Origin of the sequence: Chryseobacterium sp. SG20098, assembly GCF_031844745.1 — a bacterium.
GTDB classification, from domain to species: domain Bacteria; phylum Bacteroidota; class Bacteroidia; order Flavobacteriales; family Weeksellaceae; genus Chryseobacterium; species Chryseobacterium cucumeris.
This window is the reverse complement of sequence record NZ_CP134622.1, coordinates 2,517,913-2,536,974: the sequence shown is the minus strand read 5'-3', so window position 1 is coordinate 2,536,974 and position 19,062 is coordinate 2,517,913. Positions and strand designations below refer to the sequence as shown.

Below are 19,062 nucleotides of genomic sequence, written 5' to 3'. Positions count from 1 at the left end.
AAGTGGTTGGTATTGAATGTTTATTCATAATTGTGATTTTTAATGTATATTTAATAACTAAACCATAAAAAATAACAATTATGAAAACGTACAAAGAAATCAAAGTAAAAAAATTGAACCGTCAGGAATTAAAGAGTTTAAAAGCCGGAGATTTAAATTGGGGAAAAGTATGCTGTACTTCCAACGAAGATGGACAATGCTGTGAATGGGCTATAGATGTTTGGAATTGTAGATATATTTACTGCTAAATCTTAAAGACCCCTGTCAACGTTCCACGCCTTGACAGGGGTTTCTGATAAATTAATCTTATTCAGGAATCCAGACACTCACATTTCCTGCCGGAGCAGGAAAATCTCCCCAGCCGTTTTCATCAATCATTACTTTCTCTTTGAATCGTTTCAAAATATCTTTAAATTTTTTCCCAGCGTAAAGCGTTCCCACTTCCATAGGCTTATTGTAAGCATCCTTATTACTTAAAACTACGACACATCCGGTATGTTCATCATCTCCTGTACGTACCCAGCCAAGACAGTTGGCATCTTCAAAATAATCATGCTGCTCACCGTAAGCATGATCCTTCCTCGCTTTTAATAGCTCTTCAATACCATCTACTTTTGGCATAAATATTTCCTGATCATTACCTTCTCTGTCTTTGTCCACATAATGAGCACCATAAAGATCGGGGTAAAATACACAGGGATAACCGTCTTTTCTCAATAAAATAAGGGCATAGGCAATTGGCTTGAACCAAGGTTCTACGGGAGCTTCAAGATCCTGTAATGGCTGAGTATCATGATTGGCTACTAAACTTACAGAATGCATAGGATCTGCCTGAGTAAGAGTTTCATCGAAAATTCTTCGGAGATCATAAGAATCACCTTCTCTGGAAGCTGTATGAAAGTTATTTTGCAAAGAACTGTCGAAAAGACTCATGCAGCCTTCCGTGACCTCAATATACTTTTGAAGAAGATGAAGATATCCCGGAGCCCAGTATTCTCCTACAGCAAAAATATCTTTTCCGGAATTGGAACGGAGCAGTGTGAGCCATTCTTTATAAAAATCAAAAGAAATATGTTTTAAAGCATCAAGCCTTACCCCATCAAAATCGGTCTGATCAAAATACCATTTTGCCCAGGTGTTAAGTTCTTCCCGTACAAAAGGATTCCGGTGCTCAATGTCATTATACATCAGGTAGTCGTAATTCCCTTTTTCATCATCAATCATTTCCTCCCAGTCGTTTCCGTATTCTGACTGTATTTTGAAGATATGGGAATCCATCCCTTCAGCATAATCTACACCACTGAAACAGGTGAAATTCCATTCAAAATCTGAATATTTTTTTCCTCTTCCCGGAAAGGTAAATTTCGTGTAAGATTCTATTTCGATCACTTCGGAAATCACCTTTTCCCTGTTTTCCTCATCTACTTTGACAACCTTGAATTTCTCCAGCTCATCACCTCCTGCTTTATGTCCCAGAACAATATCTACAATGATCTGTATATTTTGCTTCTTTAAGGCTTTAATGGCTTTTGTGTAATCTTTTTTAGTACCATATTTGGTAGGAAGAGTTCCCTTTTGATCAAATTCTCCGAGATCATACAGGTCGTAGGCATCATAACCGATGGAATAGCCGCCATTTGTCCCTTTGTAGGCAGGAGGAAACCATACAGAAGTAATTCCAAGTTTTGCTAAATATCCGGCCTGTTTTTCGGCTTCTTTCCACAATTTTCCGTCTCCTTCAGAATACCAGTGGAAAAACTGGATCATGGTTGGGTTCATAAATTTGCTGATTTGGTCGATACAAGGTAGCAAAAAAATATGATTTAATCATTTTCAAATTCTTCAAACGGAATTTTTAGTTGAACCGAAACCTGCTTTTTTTCTTCTGTATTCAGGTGAGAGAGAGATAATCCGAGCAAACGAACAGCTTTATCAAAAGGACGAAGTTCCCAAAGTTTTTTTCCGGTGTTATAATACTGTTCCGGTGATGAAAAATAATCTTCCTTTGTGATACTTCTTGTGAAAAGAGAGAAATCTTTGTATTTTATTTTTAACGTTAAAGTTCTACCCAGAATATTATTTTTCTGTAGCCTTTGATGAATTTCTTCTGCAAGACTTTCCAGTTTTTCATTGATCTGTTGTTCATCCAGTAGATCTTCAAAAAAAGTTCTTTCTACAGCCACACTTTTCTGAATCCGATGAGGTTTTACTTCAGAAGTATGAATTCCGCGAACCACATTATAATAGTGCTGGCCGGATTTTCCAAAAAGTCTTATCAGATCTTCAAGTGATCTCTTTTTTAAATCTTTTCCTTTGTAAATTCCTAAACTAAACATTTTGTTAGCCGTAACCTTTCCAACGCCGTAAAATTTTTCTACAGGCAGCTCTTCCAGAAAATGCTCCATTTTATCAGGATGAATGGTTTTCTGGCCGTTCGGTTTATTAATGTCGGAAGCTACTTTAGCTAAAAACTTATTGACGGAAATTCCTGCAGAAGCTGTTAATCCGGTCTGTTCAAAAATTTTCTGACGGATTTCTTTGGCGATCAGATTCGCAGATTCCATACATTTTTTATTTTCGGTGACATCCAGATAAGCTTCATCCAGAGACAGAGGTTCTACCAGATCCGTATATTCATAGAAAATTTCCCGGATTTTTTTGGAGATCTCTTTGTATCGGGCAAATCGGGGAGGAACAAAAATAAGCTGCGGACATTTTTCTTTGGCTGTTTTACTGGGCATTGCAGAACGAACACCAAATTTTCTGGCTTCATAGCTTGCGGCTGCTACTACACCACGGTGCTGTCCTCCTACGGCGATGGGCTTGCCTTTCAGTGTGGGATTATCATGTTGCTCCACAGAAGCATAGAATGCATCCATATCCACATGAATAATTTTACGAAGAGGCAAAGAAAAATCCATATACAAAGATATGGATTCCTTTATTGACGGTAAATTTTTTGTAGAAGGTAAGTTTTTTATAAAAGTTTGTAGCAGGAGGCCGGAAGTTAATAAGTATGATATGGAAATTGATGACCTGTTTATTGAAAATTAATTTAAAAAAATAACAGATTATTCAACGTACTAAGATTACTTCCATCTCCCATCTTCTTTCTTCCGCCTTTTAAGCCTTCAGTCTCATGGTAAGAAGATGAGGTTCAAAACCTGCCTTTTCATACGCTTTTATGGCAGATTCATTTTGTGCATACACATCAAGTCTTACCTCATTGATTCCCTTTGATTTTGACCAGGAAATGAGTTCATCAGTAATGACTTTATTGATTCCTTTTCCCCTGTGTTCTGGCTTTACATACATAAAACCGAGATAGGCATATTCTTTAAACTGATAATAATCTTTTGCCGCTTTCTTAATCAGAGCATATCCTGATGCAATGATTTCATTATTTTCTTCGGCAACAATTACGGTTGCTTCGGGAGATTGTATCAGATGTTTTAAATCGTAATAATGAATCTCTCCTTCAATCAATGTACTGTTGAACGGTCTTTCGGCAGTAACAACTCCCTGTTCAAATTCTAAAAGGATTGCTAAATCCTGTTCTGTGGCTTCTCTTGTAATCATGGTGCTATGGGTATAAAATTTGAAACCCACTGAAAGTTTTTGGTTTTCAATGAGTTTTTTATGTTTTTTCGGATTAGATAAATAATAATTATTTTAAAAGCCTGTCTATGGTTTGTTGAAGTTCAGGGTCTTCAGGAGATATTGCATAATATTTTGCAATGGAAGATTTCTGATCAATCACCATATATCTCGGGATCCAGTTTAGATCTACATAATTATTGAAATCGTTCTTCCAGCCTGTAGAAAACCAATAGTTTTCTTTGTCTTTCATATCAAATCTTTCCAGACTTTTTTCAAACCCTTCTTTTGAACGGTCCAATGACAGAAATACAAAATCAATATTCTTATTCTTTTCTTCTAATTCTTTGGCTTTTGGAAGTGCATTTAAGCAATCTCTACACCATCCTGCCCAAAAATCAATCACTAAAACTTTTCCTTTATGCTGAGCCAAAATCTGTTTGATGGTAATGGTTTTTCCATTTTCATCTTCCAGTTTCTGCTGTAAAGCTTCTTTTGAAAATCCCGTTTTAAGGACGGCAGGCACTTTTTGTGAATAGCTTATTCCAAAAATACCTATCATAAAAATTAGTATCAACTTTCTCATCTCGTACAATTTCATTTGTACAAATCTAAACAATGAATTGCAATCTGATATTGATTTCTCCTGGAATTAGGAAAAATTTATAATATTGATGGATTCTATGGGATGGGAGAGTGGGAGTATGAAAACCACCCCGTCAAAAATTCTTTAAATTTTTGCCAACCCTGCGTGGGAGGGGAATGTTACGCCTTCAGTTGTAATATTTCTGATTGAAGTTTTTTAATGATAGTTTTTAACCAAGCCTTTTACAACGGCAATTACGTTGGGCATTGCTTTGTTGGCTGCATTCAGAACCTCTTCGTGAGAAACGGCAAAAGCTACATCCGGCCCGCCAAGATCCGTGATCACAGAGATACAGAAAACATCCATTTCCATATGTCTGGCAACAATAACTTCGGGAACGGTACTCATTCCTACCATATCACCGCCGATGGCTTTAATCATTCCATATTCGGCAGGAGTTTCAAAAGTTGGTCCTTGTAGCGCTACATAAACTCCCTGATGAATTTTAATCTGGTGGTCAGCAGCAGCCTTTTCCGCTGTGGCAATCATTTTTTTGTTGTAAGGTTCGCTCATATCTACAAAACGAGGTCCGAGCTCATCTATATTTTTCCCACGTAAAGGATGCTCAGGCATCATGTTGATATGATCTTTCAGAATAACGATGTCTGCAACATTGTAAGCTGGGTTTACACCACTACAGGCATTGGAAAGAATAAGGTTTTGAATTCCCAGCAAATGAAAAACTCTTATGGGGAATGTCACCGTTTCCATAGAATGTCCCTCATAATAATGGAAACGTCCGCTCATCATCAGTACTTTTTTCCCTTCCAGAATTCCGTAAATCAGTTTTCCGGTATGTCCGGCCACTGTAGTCTGTGGAAAATGAGGAATGTCTTTGTACTCTAAAACATGGATCGGTTCTATTTCATTTTGTAATTTACCAAGTCCGGATCCTAAAACAACTGCAAAATCAGGGGTTTGCTGAATAATATTTTTAATAAAATCTGCAGTTTCTTTAATTTTTTCTAACATAATCTAAGATTATTTGATTGAATTCTTCTTTCTTATCAATCAATACATTGATAGGCCAGTAGTAAACAATTTCTCTAAGATAGTCAAAAGTTTTCAGACGTACATAGTCTTTCTCTGTGGTTAATATCAGTTTATATTCCCCTAATTTTTTATACTCGGCAAGGATTTTTTTAATATCATCATCCGTGAAATTGTGATGATCTCTGAATTTTAAATGCTTTACTCTTTTTGAGAATTTAGCCAGATGTTCCAGAAGCGGTTTAGGATTGGCAATTCCGGTGATCAGTAAAATATCATAATAATTCAGGTTATTATCCGGAAGCATTTTATCTTTTCCGTATACATTTTCGTCATAACCGATGGATGAAAAGAATACTTTCTGTCCGTAAGAAGGTCTTATTCTTGAAATATAATATCTTTTGGTTTCCTCTGTCAGTTCATCAGGGCATTTGCTGACCATGATGATGTCGGCCCTTTTATATCCGGCTCTTGATTCTCTAAGATCTCCGGCAGGAAGAAGGTAATCCTTGAAAAAAGGATCATTAAAATCAGTCATCAGAATATTGAATCCGGCTTTGATAGCTCTGTGCTGCATGGCATCATCCAATACAAGAACTTCAAGATCCATATCGTCAATTACTTTTTTGGCCCCGGGAACACGTTCTTCGGAAACGGCAATTACGAAACGGTTTTTAAAACGTTCAAAAAGCTGCATCGCTTCATCACCCACCATTTTGTAGTTGCTTTCGTAATTTGTTACTTCATAACCTTTGGTAAGCCTTCCGTAACCACGTGAAAGTACTCCTGTTCTGTAATGTTTGGATAAGAATTGAGCAAGATACATCACCATGGGTGACTTCCCGCTTCCACCCACAGAAAGGTTTCCGACATTGATTATCGGTGTCTTGAATTTTGTCGACTTAAAAACTCCCAGATCATACATTGTGTTCCGGATACCCGTTACCAAATGATAACCGAGGGAAAAAGGATAAAGGTACCATCTTTTCATACGATTGCAAAAATAGGAATTTTCATAAGCATTGATGTAATATTCTCGAAGACTTTTCGATAAATATTTCGTTAAATTAAAGTATTTTTGTGGAGTTATTACAATACATTGAGATACTTTATTGAATTTTCTTACAACGGAAAGAATTATTTCGGCTACCAGATACAGCCGGATGCCATTTCTGTGCAAGAAGAACTGGAAAAAGCGCTGTCTACCATTTTGCGCGAAGAGATAAAAACTACAGGAGCAGGAAGAACCGATACAGGCGTTCATGCTAAAAAAATATTTGCCCATTTTGATACGGAAAAAGAATTGGATGATCAGCTTGTAAGAAGACTGAACAGTTTTCTTCCTCCTGATATTTCCATTAAAAAAATTTTTCCGGTAAAAGATGATTTTCATGCCCGTTTTGATGCCACGTACAGAACCTACGAATATTTTATCTCATTGGAAAAAAATCCCTTCACTCAGGAATCTGCATGGCAGCACTGGAAAAGAGGTCTGGATGTGGATGCGATGAATGAGGCCTGTAAGATTCTTTTTGAATATGAAGATTTCACCAGTTTTGCCAAGTTAAAAACAGACAACAAGACCAATATCTGTAAAATTTATAAAGCAGAGTGGGAACAGAACGGAACGGAATTGAAATTTACCGTTTCTGCCAATCGTTTTCTGAGGAATATGGTTCGCGCAATTGTCGGAACGATGGTAGAAATAGGAACAGGAAAACTGAAACCGGAAGATCTTCGTAAAGTAATTGAAGACAAAAACCGCAATGCTGCAGGTACCTCAGCGCCGGGACACGGGCTGTATCTGGTAGATGTAGGGTATGAATTTTAAATAAAAAAACTAAAAACAAAATAATAATCATGTTATCAATTTTTATTCTTATCGGTGCCTATCGATATTATGCCCAGCTGGCAGAAAGATTTGGAAAAACAAAATGGCAATACGGTGTTTTAGCTATTGGAATTTATCTGGGAACCCAGATTGTATTAGGTATGGGTTACGGTGTGTATTTGGGAATAACAGATCCTGAGTCCGTAGATAATGTAAATTATACAGGCTTTTCCGGAGTGAATATTGTAGGTTGGCTCATCTCTATTGTTGCCGTTTGGGGAGTTTATAAATTCCTTGAAAATAAATTTATAAAAGAAAGACCGGCAAAGACCATCGAAATTGAAGAGATAGGGAAGACTATTGATCAGCAGTAAGTATCACATCGTCTCTTTTTCCTGCATTGAGAAATAAGAGAAAAAAGTGGAATATGTACTGGATTGGATATAAAATGATGTTTAATATATTCATATTGTAAATGGTAGGTATCTGATATTTTCTATGACGATTTGCAAAAGTTGTAAAGGCAGTCCGATTATAATGTCTTATTTTTGCATAGAATTTTATTTTAATTCTTTCTTTCGATTCGTACAATGAAAAAACAAGATACCTGGGGAATTATAAAAAGGCTGTTCTTTATCGGAATGAAATTTCGTTCTTGGTTCATCCTTACCCTTATCATTTCCATATTCCTTTCCATCGTTTCTACTTACAGACCTTATCTTACCATGCAGGTGGTGGATAATGATATTACAAAGCTGCACGATAAAGCTTTGATGATGAAACACATCTACTTCCTTGTGGGATTGGTGTTTGCTGAAACTGTATTAAACTTTTTCCTGGTTTATTTTTCAAATTTTATCTCGCAAAATGTGATCAGGGATATCAGAGAGCGTTTATATGCTAAACTGATTTATTTCAAAACTTCATTTTTTGACAAAACACCTATCGGGCAGTTGGTGACGCGTGCCGTAGGAGATGTGGAAACCATTGCAACAGTATATACAGACGGTTTCCTGATGGTATTCGGAGATATTCTGAGAATTCTGTTTGTATTGGTGATGATGTTCAGCACCAATGTTCACCTGAGTTATATTACGTTAGCTATTTTACCTTTAATGGTGGTAATTACAAGATTCTTTCAGAAAAGACTGAAAAAAGCTTTCGGCGATGAAAGAAACTGGACGGCCAATCAAAACTCATTTGTTCAGGAAAGACTGGCAGGGATGTCGATCATTCAGGTCTTCAACAGACAGGAATCTGAGTTCAAAAAGTTCGATGATATTAATATTACGCTGAAGGGAGCATTGCTGAGAACTGTGTTTATTTTCTCACTGTTCTTTCCTGTAGTAGAACTTATTTCTTCACTATTCATCGGTTTTATCCTTTTCTACGGAGGCTATATTACGATCAGTGCCGGTGTGGTGATTGCCTTTATCCAGTATATTTCAATGCTGATCCGTCCTTTGAGACAGATTGCAGACCGTTTTAATAATATCCAGCGAGGAATTGTAGGAGCAGAAAGAGTATTGGGATTAATGGATGAGGAAAACTCAATGCCTAATAACGGAACGGTGAAGAAAGATCATTTTGCCGGAAAAATTGAATTCCAGAAAGTACACTTTGCATATGATGAAAAGCAGGAAGTGCTGAAAGGAATTGATTTCAAAGTAAACCCTGGAGAAACTGTAGCGATTGTAGGAGCAACAGGTGCCGGAAAATCTACTATTATCAGTTTGATTACAAGATTATATGATATCAACTCCGGAAATATTCTGATTGATGATGTGGATTTAAAAGATTATGAGCTTTATAATCTCAGAAGTCATATCGGAGTAGTATTGCAGGATGTATTCCTTTTCCATGGAAGTATTTTTGAAAACCTTGCTTTTGGGGACGACAGTATTACCCTGGAGAAAATAAAAGCAGGAGCCAGAGAAATTGAAGTTGATGATTTCATTCAGCAGCTTCCTGGCGGATATGATTATGTAGTGAGCGAGAGAGGTTCGTCTATTTCTCTAGGACAGAGACAACTCTTGTCTTTTCTGAGAGCCTATTTATCAGATCCGAAAATTTTAATTCTGGATGAAGCTACGTCTTCCATTGATCATGAAAGTGAAAAGCTTATTCAGAGAGCAACGGAAAAAATTACCAAAAACAGAACTTCCATTATTATTGCCCACAGACTTTCTACCATTGAAAAAGCTGATAAGATTATTGTAATGGAACATGGTAAAATCGTAGAAGAAGGGAAGCATCTTGAACTTCTGGATAAGAACGGATATTATGCGACGCTTTACAAAGCTCAGCTTCGCCATGAAGTGGAAATGCAAGAAGAAAAAGAGTCATAATCAGAGAGAAATCATTCCTTTGAAATGAGATAAACAAAAAAGAGAGCCAGAAATGACTCTCTTTTTTGTTATTTAATTAACTACATACAATTCATTACTGCTTTTTAAAACTGCAGAATACAAAATTTTGAACAGTGTCAAAAGGAGTGGTGTGATCTTCAGTAATACAGTTTACTTTTTTAAAACTTTTTTCAAATTTTTCGGATAATGATTCTTCATCATACTGCTGAATATCCAATCCACTGCATTTCGTAGGACCGTTTTTCGAAAAAGTTCCGAGGATCATAAAGTTATTCACATTCTTTTCTGCAATATCGATGTATTTTGAGACCTGCTCCGAAGTTGTCAGGAAGTGAAAAGCAGCTCTGTCATGCCAGATGTCATAGGTTTCTGTAGGTTCGAAGGCCGTAATATCTGTGACAATCCATTTTACTTTACCGGCTGCATCTCCCAGTCTTTTCTTTGCTTTTTCCAGAGATTTGGCAGAGATATCAAGCACTGTAATATTTTCGTATCCTTCTTCAAGAAGAAAATCAACAAGGTTACTGTCTCCACCACCAATATCAATAATGCTGGCATCTTTTCCCAATCCTGAAGAAAGAATAAAGTCAAGCGAGGTCTGTGGCTTTTTCTGGGTCCAGCTTACCTGATCAGGATTTTTGGTTTCATATACATTTTCCCAGTGGTTTTTGTTGTCAGAAGAAATCATGATTCTTTTAATTGATTATTGATCTCTTCAAATTTATTAATTAATTCGTTAAGTTTTCTCTGCTGTTTCTTTATGGTTCGTGGCCTCAGGTAAAACCAGTTGAAAGCGATCCATGCACATGTTATAACATAGGTTAGAATACCAAAACCAAAGGACATCCTCGATGTGTATTCATACATATATAAACAAATTCCCAGAAAGAGCATTATAAAATACAGATTGAGTATCGTAGTCTCTATCCATTTCTGTTTGCTTTTTACCACATATAAACTTTGAAGATATTCACTGTTCGTTTGGGTCTGATCAATCTTATAAAATACCATAAACATTTTGTTATAGGCCAGAAGAAAGATGGCCATAGCCAGAATAACAAGTACAATTCCAATTTTTGTAGTGATCATCTGAGGCTGGTAAATGTACCAGATAAAAGCAATTAATATGGAGGTGGTGACTAAAGCTACATTGGCGAGAATCAATTTGCGAAGGTTCTGGTTTCTGAATTTTTTCAGTTTTCCGAGAAGTTCTTCCAGATTGGGTTTGTTTGAAGTTTGCTGCTTCCATATATTTTTGAAATCGATATTAGTATCCATTGTCTTTAAACTTTTGCGTTAGTTTTTCTTTTATCCTGTGAATCTTTACTCTGATATTAGACTCTGAAAGTCCTACTATATGGGCTATTTCAGCCTGCCTTATCTCTTCCAGTTCCAATGAAATAATAATTCTGTCTGTTTCAGGCAACTCTGAAATAAACTGATAGAGCATTTGAATCTGAGGTTCCATAGATTCCTGTTTTTTTTCTTCCAGGTTGATGGGTAAATCTGTTTTGGCAAATTTCTTTTCCTTTTCAATCTGCCGGAGACAGTTGTTAGAAGCTATTCTGAAAATCCATGTCCCTATGCTGGATTCATTCCTGAATTTCGGGAGCTGCTGCCAGACTATAATAAATGTCTCCTGGGCAAGATCCTGAGCGAGTTCAGTATCATTCACATATCCCATACATAACCGGAATATCCTTTGCCAGTAGAGTTCGTATATCTCTTCGAAAACCATTATTTCGCAGATAAAAAGTTGTTAAGCTGGCTAAAATACCAATCCTTATCATCGTACATAATGAAATGTAATCCTTTTGAAGCATACTGCATATTGGCATTCTTTAAATTTTTGTATTGCCCTTCAATATTGGGTTTAAGGTTAACAAAAAAGGATTCCAGAAGAATAAGAGAAGGGCATTGGATGGTTTTTATCTTTTCTCTGAGATCGGTATTGTAAAAATCGCAGTACATTTTAGCAAATGTTTTTCGGTCAGATTTCATGCTCCAATTGATCACGGTTTCCTGCATCGAAGTATCTGCTAAGAGACGTGGCATAGCCTGAGTCTGCATTTTTCGGAACTGTTCATCATTCATAGCTGTTAACTGAGTTATAGTAGCCGAGCAGTCATTTTTTTCTTTAGAAGTAAAATTAGGATCAGATAAGGCCGCCAGGCAGGGTAATGTGTCTACAATAATAATTTTACCTACAAGTTCGGGATAGTCGGCTGCTATAGCTAAGGCAAGACCGCCTCCCATACTGTGTCCGATGAGAATAGGTTTGTCTATTTTATTATTTTTGATGTAAGCAGCTATTTCTTTTTCCCAGTCTTTAAAGCTGGCATCTGCCTGTGGTTTTGTTCCGGCAAATCCAGCCATCGTTAAAGTATAACAGGTGAAATCTTTTTCAAACTTTGCAGTGGTTTCATTCCAAACATCTCCCGAAGATGCAAATCCCGGAATGAATAGTAAAGATTGATTTCCTTTTCCGGTTTTCTTTACTTCAAAAGGATAAGTTGTTTGTTGACCGAATATATTGCATACTGCTAAAAAAAATAACATGATAATCAAAAGGAATGTGAATTTTTTCATGATTTCTAAAGTTTTAAAGTTTATTTGTCTTTTAGAGACGAACCTTAAAAAAATGTTACACAAGATTTAAATTTTTTTTGAAAAAAATATTTCTCCTCCTTCCAACCCCTTTTGTTTAGGGTAAAATCATATGAAATTTATTTTTATAAAAATTGATATCGGTTATTTTTGAATAGTAAAACGTGATGAAATAATGAATACAATATCAGGAAATTATTAATCTAATATCCTTCCATAGAATCTGCTGATGTCAAAATAAAATCCAGGAACTTTGTATTTGCCCTTTTCAAATTCCTGATAGTCACATTTTCCTTTCAGACTTTGTGATTTTGTTTCCATTTGAAATCTGTTTAAAAGGACATACTCATCTGTTACGGCAATTACATGAAAGCCTGTTTCACAGGTCAATCCATCACCCGAGGTAAGAATGGCATTTAATAACCCGTGGAAATTTCCTGCAATTTTTTCAGCAGTGGCGTCATCATTGTTTAAATGATACAAATAGGCGAGATAATTCATGGCCCTAAGATCCAGCGGATTTTCATCTAGCGCGCCCAAAAATAACTGGATTCCCTTCGAAAGATCTTTTTGTGAAATACTTTCTCCACGATAATATTTGGCAACTTCTTCAGACTTCTTTCCCGTTTTATAAGGCTGATACTCTTTTTGGAAGGTATATCCGAAGTAAAGATGACGATATTGATTGCTTGTAAGAAGGGTATCGTTCTGTTTTAACCTCTTTAAAAGTTTCGGATAATAAAATTCTGAATTTTTATCCTCAATATTTTTTTGAATTTCCACATAATCCGGTGCTTTAAATTCCATTTTCTGACCATGCAGGAAAGTAAGCAGTAGTAAAAAGAATAAAGAGAAAAATGCTTTATTATTCATGGTTTGTATAGGGTTGTTACAATTTTTTTTGAAGTTAAAAATACGAAATATGCATCAATCGAATAATATCGACTTACTATTTGTAAAAAAAATAATAAAATATTATCAAAGTGTTACTTTGTGTCAATAAATTTACTAACTTTATTCGGAATTTGAGAGGTTACCCCTAACATTTGAAGGGGTGAATGGAATTTTTAACTAAAAAACTATAAATATTAATGAGCAGTAGTATCCAAGATGAATTTAAAGTCTTCAAAGACGAATTAAGAAAGTTGAATATCGAAGTACAGAAAGTTGTAAAAATAGGAAACGGTAGTATGGATTTCCACGAGGTTTTCTACAAATCACCGAGGTATGAAGAGGTAAAAAGTATCTACGTCCAGCGTCACAATCTGGATAGTATGATTGAAAAATTTAAACAGGCCTATCATTAAAAAATAGAACGAGCGCCACAGATTTTCTGTGGCGCTCGATTTTTATAGTATTTCTGATATTAGTCTTTATCCAGTGTAGAAGTTGTCTTGGTGTCTTTCATTCCAACATAAACAACCAGAGAAAAAAGAATACAACCGGTAATGTACCAGTAAAAATATTCTTCAGAACCAATCTTTTTAAACCAAAGTGCAATATATTCTGCAGTTCCTCCAAATACAGCTACGGTAATGGCATAAGGTAAACCTACACCCAGTGCTCTGATTTCGGAAGGAAACAGCTCAGCTTTTACGACGGCATTAATGGATGTATAGCCGCTGACAATAATTAATGCTGCCATAATCAGGAAAAATGCAGTCCAAATGGACGTCGTTGCACTCAATGCTGTAAGAAGCGGAACGGTGCATAAGGTTCCCAGAATACCAAAACCTAAAAGAAGCGGCCTTCTTCCGATCTTGTCGGATAATCCACCAAATACAGGCTGAAGGCAGGCGAAAATAAATAACGAAATGAAAGAAACTAAAGTAGACTCTTCCTTGGTAAGATGTACCGTATTCACCAGAAATTTCTGCATATAAGTTGTATAGGTGTAAAATGCCAGCGTTCCTCCTAAAGTCAGCCCCACAACGGTAAGCAGAGCTTTTGGATGTTTCAGAAGTTCTTTTACGGTTCCTTTTTTCTTTTCGCTGACTGTCTTTTTATTTTCAAAAGCTTCTGTTTCGTGAAGATTCGCCCGAAGATATAATGCAATAATAGAAAGGAGTGCCCCAATTACAAAAGGAATTCTCCAGCCCCATTCTTCCAGCTGAGCTTCTGTGAGTAATAGTTTTTGTAAAATAAGCTGAATTCCTAATGCTATAAGCTGTCCGCCAATCAAAGTGACATATTGAAAACTTGAATAAAATCCTCTTCTGTCCTGAGTCGCCATTTCGCTGAGGTAAGTTGCGGAAACTCCGTATTCACCACCCACACTTAATCCCTGAAGTAATCTTGCCAGTAAAAGCAATATAGGAGCAAGAATACCTATAGATTGATAAGTAGGAGTAAGGGCAATCAGTAAAGATCCGAAAGACATCAACAAAACAGAAAGTGTCATAGCTTTTTTTCTTCCGATTTTATCTGCAATACTTCCGAACAGCCATCCGCCGATAGGACGCATCAGAAAACCTACGGCAAATATTCCTGCGGTATTCATCAGTTGTGCATTCAAATCAGAATCAGGGAAAAAAGAATGGGAGAAATAAATGGCAAACGCTGCATATGCATACCAGTCATACCATTCAACAAGATTTCCGATAGATCCACCTATAATGGCTTTGATTCTTTGACCTGTGGTAATAGCTGTTGAGTCCATACAATGTTGTTTTCCTGAAAAGTTTTTTAATAATGGGATCCAAGATACAAATTTCAGGAAAAAGCAAACCGCTCTGGAAAAGAGCGGTTTCATAGTGTATAAAAGTGAGTCTTTAAAATCTATATCCAATCGAAAGCCCGCTTCTGAAGCCTGCCCAAGGTCCGTCTACTTTTATTCTGGCGCCATTGGCATTGGTTTCTACCGTATATTTTACAAAAGGAATATCCAGATTTTCAATTTCTTTTTTAAGCTGTGCCTGCATATCCGGGGTTAATACATAATCTGAGGTCATGGTAAAATCTCCTTTTCCGCTTCCGTAGTGGGCGCCTGCGATCCAGAAATCCAATACAAGATTCTTGCTTCTGGTCAGAAAGAACTGTACACCAACCATTAAACCTCCACTATTTCCTTTGGTATCTCCATGTCCTTTAAGTGGGATTGGATAAGTCACTCCATTCGGACCATTATAATCATAATAAAAATCAAAAGTATTGGAAGTCACACTTGAATACCGGTAATAAGGAGCAAAATAAAAACCTTTTCCATAACCTTGTCCAATATAAAACCTTGGCTCTATGGTAAAATTAGTCGCTTTTACTCTTAGATTCTGGAATCTTTTTTCATCTTCATCTTTCAGAAAAGCATTGATAAAAGGTACTTTTCCTTCTGTCATCGTTCCAAAGCCAATGTTCACAGAAAACCATTGGTTGATAGCTCTTTCATAAGACAGATTGATATTTCTGAATGCATATGCCGTGACATTGGTCTTGATGATATTCATCTTTTCTGCCTGGCTGTTCTGAATTTCCTGAGCTCTCAGAAAAGAAAACAGGAAGCATGGAATTAATAGGACTGCTTTTTTCATGACTCTATATTTTGTGATGTAAGAAATACCAGCAAAAAACGGGCTGAATTTAACATAATAATTAAAGTTTTTTAAAGAAAACAGATTGATCATTTTTTGATCGGTTTGCCATTACAAATGTAACAAACATTGAGAATTGATTGTTTTAATTGTATAATTCATCTTCAGATATGAAAAAAACTATATATACCATCTTCTTTCTTTGCGGCGTCTTTATGTTTTCGCAGGAGAAGAAAAATGATACAGTTGATGCAGTGGCTATTAAAGAGATTCAGGAAGTTATTCTGAAATCACAACGTAAAAAACAGTTTGCAGATAAAGCTGTTTATACCTTTGATAAAGAAGCACTGGAAAAAGCACGATACGCAAAAGACTTGCTCCGTACCCTTCCGGAATTACAACTGGATCCGATAGCTAATACCATTACCAGTACGAAAGGGGGAACTACGCTATTTCTTATCAACGGGATTGAAGCTACTGATATGCAGATCCGAAGTATTGCACCCAGTGAGGTTGTAAAGGTAGAGTATTATGATATTCCACCTGCAAGATGGGCAACAAGAGCAGATACGGTAGTGAATATTCTGACAAGGTCTACAGAAACAGGGTATGTGTTCGGAGCTGATGTTTCCACAGCTTTGAATACAGGATTTGTGAATGGTTCTGCCTATGCAGATTATACAAAAGGAAAGAATAATTTCGGACTGGAATATTCCCTGAATTTTAGAGATTATAATGACAGAAGGGTCAATAGTATCTATGATTATCAGCTGAACGGGAAGCATTACCGGTCTGATGAAAATAGAAAAGATCATTTCGGATATACTTTCCAGAATATTGCGTTACGATATACCAGACTTGTTGCTGATGATTACGCTTTTCAGGCTAAACTGAATATGGATGTCTTCAACAGGTTTTCAAAAGGCGTGGGGCAGAGTGTTTTTACTGAGGATAATCTGAAGGAAGAGCACAATATGTTCAAAAATAATGGTTCAGATTATGTGATTCCTAAGCTGGATCTTTATTATTCTAAAAAGATTGGGGAAAAAGATGAGTTGAGTATTAATGTTGTAGGCTCTCATTATACTGCCAATACTACAGAAACGGCCAGAGAATGGATTGTAGGTTCAGGATTATCGGTATATGATAATGATATGGTATTGAAAGCCAAGCAGACGAGTCTGGTAGGAGAACTGGCACATGCTCATGATTTTCCTGCAGGAAAACTTTCATCGGGATACCGAATTTCAAGGTCTTCTATTTCCAATGATCTGAATAATCTTGCCGGATATTCCCAATACAGTGTCAGTTATCTGGAACAGTATTTTTACACCGAATTTGCAGGGAAAGCAGACAAATTAAGCTATCGTATTGGCGCAGGCCTTACCAATATTCACAACAAAAGTGCAGAAAATACTTTTGATGAATGGACTTTTACTCCAAAGGTTATTTTAGCTTATCAGATTAAAAATAATCAGAACGTTCGTTTTACAGCAAGTTATAATCCTGTAAGTCCCTGGAGTAACGCTTTAAGTAGTAATGTGGTGCAATTAGCTCCTAATATTGTTCAACGGGGAAATCCCTTTTTAAAATCCCAACAAATCTTTTCTAATAATCTGACCTATTCTTTTAATAATAAGTATTTTGATTTTAATGCAGGTTTATTTTACCGATATACCAACAGGGTGATCAACCAGTATTACGTTCAGGATGAGGCATTGAATGGATATGCACTGACTTATGAAAATGGAAAAAACGGACAGCGATATGGAGTACAGCTTACCGGTTCTTATAAACCTTTTGGGAGCAGTTTATTGGTCATAAAAGCAGTGATCACACCTACTTCTGAAACTGTAAGAACAAGTAAAGGTGCTTTGATAAAAAATAATTATTTAGGAAATTATTTCTCGCTTTCTTCAGAATACAAATCTTTTTCCGTTCAGTATCAGTTCAATATCCCGGTATATAGTCTCAATGGCGCATTCCTTAATACGAATGAAAATCAGAATAATATTTTTGTAAGCTATAAACATAAAAACTGGACATTTTCCACAGGAATGTACTGGATAGGAATGCCTTCAGAATACAAAACGAAAAGTTTGCCGGAAAGTCTGGTAGACTATAAAATTCATACACAGATTATGAACAATAAATCGATGTTTGTATTAGGGCTGAGTTATGATTTCTCAAAAGGAAAAAAGACAGAAATTCAACGGAAGCTTAATAACGAAACTGCTCCCGCAGCTACTTTTTAAGAGTTGGTTTTAGGTGGAAAGAGGGAAGCAGGAGGATGGGAGTATATATCCAACCTCCATCCTCCTGCTTCCTTACAAAACAAATCCCCGCTCATTGGAGCGGGGATTTGTTTGTATTATTTCTTGATGAATTTTGTATTCTTTGTTTCTGCGGCATTTTTTCCACTGATCTCAATGAAATAAGATGCTGGAGGAAGATCTGAGATCTGTATGTTTCCAGATTTTACATCTGAAGTTTTAACCAATTTGCCATCCAGACTGTAAATGTTTGCTTTAGAATAATTATCCGTATTTCCTTTGAAACCGATAAAATCCTGAGCAGGGTTTGGATACACCACTAAGTTTTCTTTTTTCACTGCATTGTTCACGGCCAGGAATGTTTCACTTAATGCAAATGTAGTTTTTACATTCTGGTTGATGCTTAATAGTGGAATGCTGATGTTTCCACTTGTAGAATTAAGCAGTGCATATCTGTGAGAAGCATCGTAATAAGAATAGGCTGTATTGACTATTGCTCCGATAGGGTTAGAATAAGTAACATCCAGTGATGAATATAGATTAAGATTCTGTGTGAATTTTACTCTAAGAACATTGCTGTATGTTTGATTACCTATAATTAAAGTTCCGTATGCATCAGCAATGGCAGTCATTGTACCGCTAAACAGTCCACTTGCAGAAGATGAGGAGAAAGTACCTTTGGCAGTATCGTTTTGAGCCGGTCCGTAAGTTGTTGGGTAATTAATATGAGTACCGTTGTCCACACTAAAGTTTAAAGTTGCCTGTGGATTTACCATTCCTGTGATTTCCAGTTTAGCTGAAGAGGCTTTATAGTAAACTGTTGTTGCGCCATCTACCATTTTAAGAGTAGAGCCCGGGAAAGTTGCTATTTCAGTGGCAGTAGGAGTTGAATAGGTTGTTTGTGATGCCGCTCCCATCGTAAGACCTCCATTTGAAAATGTTGTGTTTGGTCCTGTTGCAGAGTTGTCTACGGTGCCAGCTGTGTTATTATAATTGACAACGTTTCCTGAAATAGGGTCATTGGCTGTTTTTGTAAGTGTGATCTGCGCAGAAAACATCGCAGATGCTCCTAATAAAAGGAATAAAGATTTTTTCATAGTCAAAATTTTTTGTTAAAAGTAAATAAAAAATAGTATTCAATTATCAAATTAATGATTTTTTAGTTAAATTTTTAACAAAAACGCCTGTTGATCGGATCAACAGGCGGTCTGTGCGTTAAAAAAGT

20 protein-coding genes are annotated in these 19,062 nt (G+C 36.4%); 6 read left to right on the top strand and 14 right to left on the bottom strand.

Annotated features, from left to right (window positions below; translation table 11 throughout):
* Window positions 1-80: 80 nt before the first annotated feature.
* A complete protein-coding gene (locus RHP76_RS11570) occupies window positions 81-248 on the top strand; it encodes a hypothetical protein (RefSeq protein ID WP_157885789.1) in 168 nt (55 codons plus the stop codon).
* A gap of 58 nt (window positions 249-306) precedes the next feature.
* Here the strand turns inward: RHP76_RS11570 and RHP76_RS11565 are convergent, their stop codons facing one another.
* The 6 genes from RHP76_RS11565 to lpxK all read right to left on the bottom strand — a co-directional run bounded on the left by RHP76_RS11565 (window position 307) and on the right by lpxK (window position 6,224).
* The gene (locus RHP76_RS11565; protein ID WP_062675840.1) at window positions 307-1,779 is read right to left on the bottom strand and encodes an alpha-amylase; all 1,473 of its coding nucleotides are present in this window, start codon (window positions 1,777-1,779) and stop codon (window positions 307-309) included.
* Between the two features lie 44 nt (window positions 1,780-1,823).
* On the bottom strand, window positions 1,824-2,921 hold the full coding sequence (dinB, locus tag RHP76_RS11560) for a DNA polymerase IV (RefSeq protein WP_311230238.1): 1,098 nt from the start codon (window positions 2,919-2,921) through the stop codon (window positions 1,824-1,826).
* Between the two features lie 202 nt (window positions 2,922-3,123).
* On the bottom strand, window positions 3,124-3,579 hold the full coding sequence (locus RHP76_RS11555) for a GNAT family N-acetyltransferase (RefSeq protein WP_277695579.1): 456 nt from the start codon (window positions 3,577-3,579) through the stop codon (window positions 3,124-3,126).
* Between the two features lie 88 nt (window positions 3,580-3,667).
* Complete coding sequence (locus tag RHP76_RS11550) at window positions 3,668-4,183, bottom strand: TlpA family protein disulfide reductase (protein ID WP_311230237.1); 516 nt, start codon at window positions 4,181-4,183, stop codon at window positions 3,668-3,670.
* Between the two features lie 216 nt (window positions 4,184-4,399).
* Entirely contained in the window at window positions 4,400-5,215 is an 816-nt protein-coding gene (locus RHP76_RS11545) for a purine-nucleoside phosphorylase (RefSeq protein ID WP_311230236.1), read from the bottom strand.
* On the bottom strand, window positions 5,199-6,224 hold the full coding sequence (gene lpxK, locus RHP76_RS11540) for a tetraacyldisaccharide 4'-kinase (RefSeq protein WP_123279095.1): 1,026 nt from the start codon (window positions 6,222-6,224) through the stop codon (window positions 5,199-5,201). The genes RHP76_RS11545 and lpxK overlap by 17 nt, the downstream gene beginning before the upstream one ends.
* Before the next feature lie 108 nt (window positions 6,225-6,332).
* Here lpxK and truA point away from each other — a divergent pair, with 108 nt between their 5' ends.
* From truA to RHP76_RS11525, 3 genes are all read left to right on the top strand, one after another.
* Window positions 6,333-7,064, top strand: a complete 732-nt coding sequence (gene truA, locus RHP76_RS11535) for a tRNA pseudouridine(38-40) synthase TruA (protein WP_062675846.1) — start codon at window positions 6,333-6,335, stop codon at window positions 7,062-7,064.
* A 29-nt stretch (window positions 7,065-7,093) separates the two neighbouring features.
* Window positions 7,094-7,438 carry a hypothetical protein gene (locus RHP76_RS11530; RefSeq protein ID WP_062675847.1) on the top strand — a complete coding sequence of 115 codons (345 nt, stop codon included), beginning with the start codon at window positions 7,094-7,096 and terminating at the stop codon, window positions 7,436-7,438.
* A gap of 216 nt (window positions 7,439-7,654) precedes the next feature.
* A complete protein-coding gene (locus tag RHP76_RS11525) occupies window positions 7,655-9,412 on the top strand; it encodes an ABC transporter ATP-binding protein (RefSeq protein ID WP_062675848.1) in 1,758 nt (585 codons plus the stop codon).
* A 94-nt stretch (window positions 9,413-9,506) separates the two neighbouring features.
* On the opposite strand, the gene RHP76_RS11520 is transcribed toward RHP76_RS11525, so the two are convergent.
* The 5 genes from RHP76_RS11520 to RHP76_RS11500 form a co-directional block, all read right to left on the bottom strand.
* Entirely contained in the window at window positions 9,507-10,121 is a 615-nt protein-coding gene (locus RHP76_RS11520; RefSeq protein ID WP_062675849.1) for a class I SAM-dependent methyltransferase, read from the bottom strand.
* Entirely contained in the window at window positions 10,118-10,711 is a 594-nt protein-coding gene (locus tag RHP76_RS11515) for a hypothetical protein (RefSeq protein WP_311230235.1), read from the bottom strand. The genes RHP76_RS11520 and RHP76_RS11515 overlap by 4 nt, the downstream gene beginning before the upstream one ends.
* Complete coding sequence (locus tag RHP76_RS11510; protein ID WP_123279098.1) at window positions 10,701-11,171, bottom strand: RNA polymerase sigma factor; 471 nt, start codon at window positions 11,169-11,171, stop codon at window positions 10,701-10,703. The genes RHP76_RS11515 and RHP76_RS11510 overlap by 11 nt, the downstream gene beginning before the upstream one ends.
* Window positions 11,171-12,022 carry an alpha/beta fold hydrolase gene (locus RHP76_RS11505; protein ID WP_311230234.1) on the bottom strand — a complete coding sequence of 284 codons (852 nt, stop codon included), beginning with the start codon at window positions 12,020-12,022 and terminating at the stop codon, window positions 11,171-11,173. Before RHP76_RS11505 ends, RHP76_RS11510 begins: the two co-directional genes overlap by 1 nt.
* 216 nt (window positions 12,023-12,238) lie before the next feature.
* Window positions 12,239-12,913 (bottom strand): DUF4919 domain-containing protein, encoded by a 675-nt coding sequence (locus tag RHP76_RS11500; RefSeq protein ID WP_311230233.1) that lies wholly within the window; start codon window positions 12,911-12,913, stop codon window positions 12,239-12,241.
* A 218-nt stretch (window positions 12,914-13,131) separates the two neighbouring features.
* Here RHP76_RS11500 and RHP76_RS11495 point away from each other — a divergent pair, with 218 nt between their 5' ends.
* Complete coding sequence (locus RHP76_RS11495) at window positions 13,132-13,347, top strand: hypothetical protein (RefSeq protein ID WP_311230232.1); 216 nt, start codon at window positions 13,132-13,134, stop codon at window positions 13,345-13,347.
* A 59-nt stretch (window positions 13,348-13,406) separates the two neighbouring features.
* Here the strand turns inward: RHP76_RS11495 and RHP76_RS11490 are convergent, their stop codons facing one another.
* Entirely contained in the window at window positions 13,407-14,699 is a 1,293-nt protein-coding gene (locus tag RHP76_RS11490; RefSeq protein ID WP_120232929.1) for an MFS transporter, read from the bottom strand.
* Window positions 14,700-14,811: 112 nt separating this feature from the next.
* Window positions 14,812-15,564, bottom strand: a complete 753-nt coding sequence (locus RHP76_RS11485) for a hypothetical protein (RefSeq protein WP_062675924.1) — start codon at window positions 15,562-15,564, stop codon at window positions 14,812-14,814.
* A gap of 170 nt (window positions 15,565-15,734) precedes the next feature.
* On the opposite strand from RHP76_RS11485, the gene RHP76_RS11480 reads away from it, so the two are divergent.
* The gene (locus tag RHP76_RS11480; protein WP_311230231.1) at window positions 15,735-17,819 is read left to right on the top strand and encodes an outer membrane beta-barrel protein; all 2,085 of its coding nucleotides are present in this window, start codon (window positions 15,735-15,737) and stop codon (window positions 17,817-17,819) included.
* Window positions 17,820-17,935: 116 nt separating this feature from the next.
* On the opposite strand, the gene RHP76_RS11475 is transcribed toward RHP76_RS11480, so the two are convergent.
* Window positions 17,936-18,934 carry a T9SS type A sorting domain-containing protein gene (locus tag RHP76_RS11475; RefSeq protein WP_062675855.1) on the bottom strand — a complete coding sequence of 333 codons (999 nt, stop codon included), beginning with the start codon at window positions 18,932-18,934 and terminating at the stop codon, window positions 17,936-17,938.
* Window positions 18,935-19,062 lie beyond the last annotated feature (128 nt).

What these genes read in the sequence shown, in the direction of transcription:
- RHP76_RS11505 (WP_311230234.1), bottom strand. Translation starts at nt 12,022, where the DNA reads ATGAAAAAATTCACATTCCTTTTGATTATCATGTTATTTTTTTTAGCA.
- RHP76_RS11495 (WP_311230232.1), top strand. Translation starts at nt 13,132, where the DNA reads ATGAGCAGTAGTATCCAAGATGAATTTAAAGTCTTCAAAGACGAATTA.
- RHP76_RS11555 (WP_277695579.1), bottom strand. Translation starts at nt 3,579, where the DNA reads ATGATTACAAGAGAAGCCACAGAACAGGATTTAGCAATCCTTTTAGAA.
- RHP76_RS11500 (WP_311230233.1), bottom strand. Translation starts at nt 12,913, where the DNA reads ATGAATAATAAAGCATTTTTCTCTTTATTCTTTTTACTACTGCTTACT.
- RHP76_RS11520 (WP_062675849.1), bottom strand. Translation starts at nt 10,121, where the DNA reads ATGATTTCTTCTGACAACAAAAACCACTGGGAAAATGTATATGAAACC.
- RHP76_RS11525 (WP_062675848.1), top strand. Translation starts at nt 7,655, where the DNA reads ATGAAAAAACAAGATACCTGGGGAATTATAAAAAGGCTGTTCTTTATC.
- lpxK (WP_123279095.1), bottom strand. Translation starts at nt 6,224, where the DNA reads ATGAAAAGATGGTACCTTTATCCTTTTTCCCTCGGTTATCATTTGGTA.
- RHP76_RS11485 (WP_062675924.1), bottom strand. Translation starts at nt 15,564, where the DNA reads ATGAAAAAAGCAGTCCTATTAATTCCATGCTTCCTGTTTTCTTTTCTG.
- RHP76_RS11570 (WP_157885789.1), top strand. Translation starts at nt 81, where the DNA reads ATGAAAACGTACAAAGAAATCAAAGTAAAAAAATTGAACCGTCAGGAA.
- RHP76_RS11510 (WP_123279098.1), bottom strand. Translation starts at nt 11,171, where the DNA reads ATGGTTTTCGAAGAGATATACGAACTCTACTGGCAAAGGATATTCCGG.
- RHP76_RS11565 (WP_062675840.1), bottom strand. Translation starts at nt 1,779, where the DNA reads ATGAACCCAACCATGATCCAGTTTTTCCACTGGTATTCTGAAGGAGAC.
- RHP76_RS11545 (WP_311230236.1), bottom strand. Translation starts at nt 5,215, where the DNA reads ATGTTAGAAAAAATTAAAGAAACTGCAGATTTTATTAAAAATATTATT.
- RHP76_RS11530 (WP_062675847.1), top strand. Translation starts at nt 7,094, where the DNA reads ATGTTATCAATTTTTATTCTTATCGGTGCCTATCGATATTATGCCCAG.
- RHP76_RS11490 (WP_120232929.1), bottom strand. Translation starts at nt 14,699, where the DNA reads ATGGACTCAACAGCTATTACCACAGGTCAAAGAATCAAAGCCATTATA.
- RHP76_RS11550 (WP_311230237.1), bottom strand. Translation starts at nt 4,183, where the DNA reads ATGAGAAAGTTGATACTAATTTTTATGATAGGTATTTTTGGAATAAGC.
- dinB (WP_311230238.1), bottom strand. Translation starts at nt 2,921, where the DNA reads ATGGATTTTTCTTTGCCTCTTCGTAAAATTATTCATGTGGATATGGAT.
- RHP76_RS11475 (WP_062675855.1), bottom strand. Translation starts at nt 18,934, where the DNA reads ATGAAAAAATCTTTATTCCTTTTATTAGGAGCATCTGCGATGTTTTCT.
- RHP76_RS11515 (WP_311230235.1), bottom strand. Translation starts at nt 10,711, where the DNA reads ATGGATACTAATATCGATTTCAAAAATATATGGAAGCAGCAAACTTCA.
- RHP76_RS11480 (WP_311230231.1), top strand. Translation starts at nt 15,735, where the DNA reads ATGAAAAAAACTATATATACCATCTTCTTTCTTTGCGGCGTCTTTATG.